The sequence below is a fragment of the Desulfosarcina cetonica JCM 12296 genome (assembly GCF_001311845.1).
GTDB classification, from domain to species: Bacteria; Desulfobacterota; Desulfobacteria; order Desulfobacterales; family Desulfosarcinaceae; genus Desulfosarcina; species Desulfosarcina cetonica.
In genome coordinates this window covers 1-3,287 of record NZ_BBCC01000352.1, presented here as the reverse complement: position 1 = coordinate 3,287, position 3,287 = coordinate 1, and the positions used below count along the sequence as shown (strand labels likewise).

Below are 3,287 nucleotides of genomic sequence, written 5' to 3'. Positions count from 1 at the left end.
GCGTCCGAAGCCTATGGCGCCATAAAGGCCCAAAAATCGATGATGGGCATCCTGGCACTCACATCGATCATGGCCATTGTTGGTTTCTCCTTACTACTGACCAGCTATATCACTCATCCCATTATAAAGCTCGCGGACAAGGCTTGGGAGATCACCACCCACAGGGACTTGAATCAGCGCATAGGGTTTGAGAGCCGCGATGAAGTCGGCGTGCTCGCATCGGCATTCGACTCCATGATCCAGAGCCTGAAGACCTATTACGACGGTCTGGAAGCGAGCAATCGCAGCCTGAACGCGGAAATGGCCAGGCGCCGGAAGGCCGAGGACAAATATCGCGGTATTTTTGAAAACGCCGTGGAGGGTATTTTTCAGACGACGCCGGGGGGGCAAATTATCAGTGCCAGTCCATCCTTGGCCAGTATGCTCGGGTATGACAGCCCCGATGAATTGATCAGCGGCATTTCCGATATCGGCGAGCAGCTGTACGCCGATACCGGCCGGCGCAAAGAGCTGTTACGCCGGCTGGAGAAGGAAAATACGATATCGAATTTCGAATCCCGCATGCGCCGAAAGGACGGGAATGTCATTTGGGCCTCGCTCAATGTTCGCGCCGTTCGGGACACGCTGGGAAAGCTGAGCGTCCTTGAAGGCTTTCTGACGGATATTACCCCCCGTAAGCAGGCGGAGGAGGCGCTTCGAAAACATCGTGAACAGCTCGAGGAAGAGGTTCAGGAGCGCACCGCCGAACTGACGATCGCCAAGGAACAGGCCGAGTCGGCCAATCGGGCCAAAAGTGAATTCCTGGCCAACATGAGCCACGAGCTGCGCACGCCGCTGAACGCCATCATCGGATACTCGCAATTAATGCAACGGGAGAGATCGCTGACCCGCGACCAATGCGATTATCTGGGTACCATCAGCAGCAGCGGCGAACATCTGTTGGCATTGATCAACGACGTGCTGGACATATCCAAAATCGAAGCCAAAAAAGTCACCTTGAACATGGATACCTTCGATTTGCATGCGCTGATCGACGATCTGGAAGTCATGTTTATCTCCAGCATGGAGGCAAAACGATTGACGTTTGAAATGATCGGCGTCGATACGGTCCCCCGCTATATCATCACCGACAGAAGCAAACTGCGCCAGGTGCTTGTCAATCTGTTGGACAATGCCATCAAATTCACGCAAAACGGCGGTATCACGCTACGCGTGGCGATCCTGAAGGATCGTTCATCCCCGGACGGCAACCAATACTGCCTGCATTTTGAAATCCAGGACACCGGGGTGGGAATTGCCGAGGCCGAGCAGGAGAAGCTCTTCCGATACTTCGAACAGACAACCAGCGGCCGATGGACCGAAAGCGGCACCGGTCTGGGGCTGGCCATCAGCCGGGATTATGTTCGCATGATGGGCGGCGACATCACGGTAACCAGCAAGAGGGGGGAAGGCAGTATTTTCGGCTTCGAGATCGTCATCGGCAAAGGCGATGCGTCGGATGTCAAGGATATGGATCGTTTTCAAAAAAACGTTATCGGCATAGCACCCAACCTTGATCCGCCCCGTATCCTCGTGGCGGAAGACAAGGACGAGAGCCGCATTCTGCTGGTTAAACTGCTCCAACAGGTGGGGTTCGAGGTACAAGGGGCTGCCAACGGCTTGGAGGCCACGGAATTGTTCCGCCGATGGCGACCCGACTTCATATGGATGGACATGCGCATGCCGGTGATGGATGGATACGAAGCGACACGGCGTATTCGCGCGATGCAGCCCGAAGCCGATGAAACGGAAGTCCCCATTGTGGCCCTTACCGCCCATGCACTGAAAAAAGAGCGGGAACAGATTCTGGCATCGGGCTGCACCGATGTCGTTCGAAAGCCTTTTCATGCCCAGGAAATCTTCGCGGTAATGGAAAAGCATCTGGGGCTGACCTACATCTATGAAAAAGAACCGGTCAGGATGGAAACGCCGACATTTGAAGCGCAAGTCAGTCCGGATCAACTGGCGGCCCTGCCGGAGGATTTGAAACAGTCGTTTTGCAAAGCGGTTGTCAGGCTAGACATGCAGCAAACACAAGCGTTCATCGAGAAAATCGCCGCAATGGATGCGTCCACCGGCGCGGCCTTCCAATCCTTTGCGGATAACATGCAATATCATCGCATTTTGGCCTGTCTCGAAAACCAGACAGGCCCCTTGGAGCCGGCCAAAATCGAATGAAAAAAGACCCACCCGATTCGCTTGATCGTGAACAGAAAAAAATGGCGGAGGCCGAGCGCATGCGACGGGCGCTATTGAGTATCCTCGAAGACGAAAAGCTTGCAAAAGAACGGATTAAGGCATCCGAGAAAGCATTGAAGGAATCGCAGGGCAGATTGCAGCTTTTGTCTTCCCATTTATTGAATGTTCAGGAAAAGGAATGGCGACGCCTTGCTTTTGAACTCCACGACGATCTGGGACAATCCCTCACCGTGCTGAAATTGAAGCTCAGGGATATTAAAAAAAGGCACCCCACAGATCTTGCAGGACTGAACCTGGATTGTGACCAGGCCAACGCGTATGTCGATCAAATTATCGATAAGGTCCGCCGTTTGTCCCACGATCTATGCCCGTCTTGCATCGAAGACTTGGGCCTCGATGAATCGATCGTCATGCTGGTCGAAGAATTTTGCCAACACACGAACTTGAAAGCAACCGTTGAAACAGAGCAAATCGGCGACCTCTTTCAGTTGCAACATCAAATTTATATTTATCGCATCGTTCAAGAATCGCTGAACAATATCCAAAAACACGCCAATGCCCGGAACGTTTCAATAACAATCAAAAAGAAAGCCTCACGGGTCGGCATTCAGATCGCCGATGACGGGATGGGATTCGACGTGGAAGGCACTGGCGCAAGGGGAGAAAATGAATTCGGTCTGGGATTGACCGCAATGGAAGAACGGGCACGGATGATGGGCGGTGAGATGAAGGTCTATTCCATTATCGGTATCGGTACCCGCATTGAAGTCAAGCTCCCATTTGTGTTTAGAAAACCACGTTAACCCGCCGCAGACAAACCCTTTCCGTCAGCCTTAAATCCACTCGGGTATTTTGGGGTGCACCCGCTTTGTCGGCTCCGTTTTTTATTGACTTATTATTTTGAATAGAATTAAAGATTATTAATCTAATTTTAATTTATGATAGGAGACGTTATGCACGAAGCCGTCATTGTCAGTGCCGTCCGCACACCGCTGGGCAGCTTCAATGGTTCCCTTGCGGGCATCGGCGCCACCGATTTGGGCGCCCTT

2 protein-coding genes are annotated in these 3,287 nt (G+C 52.6%); both read left to right on the top strand.

The window, feature by feature from the left end; all coding sequences use genetic code 11:
• Window positions 1-2,217, top strand: a 2,217-nt coding sequence (locus JCM12296_RS33600; protein WP_157068154.1) for an ATP-binding protein, incomplete at its 5' end; no start/stop codon positions are given.
• Window positions 2,214-3,041, top strand: coding sequence for a sensor histidine kinase (locus JCM12296_RS33595; RefSeq protein ID WP_054702327.1), 828 nt, complete (start codon window positions 2,214-2,216; stop codon window positions 3,039-3,041). The genes JCM12296_RS33600 and JCM12296_RS33595, both read left to right, overlap by 4 nt.
• The last annotated feature ends 246 nt before the right edge of the window (window positions 3,042-3,287 follow it).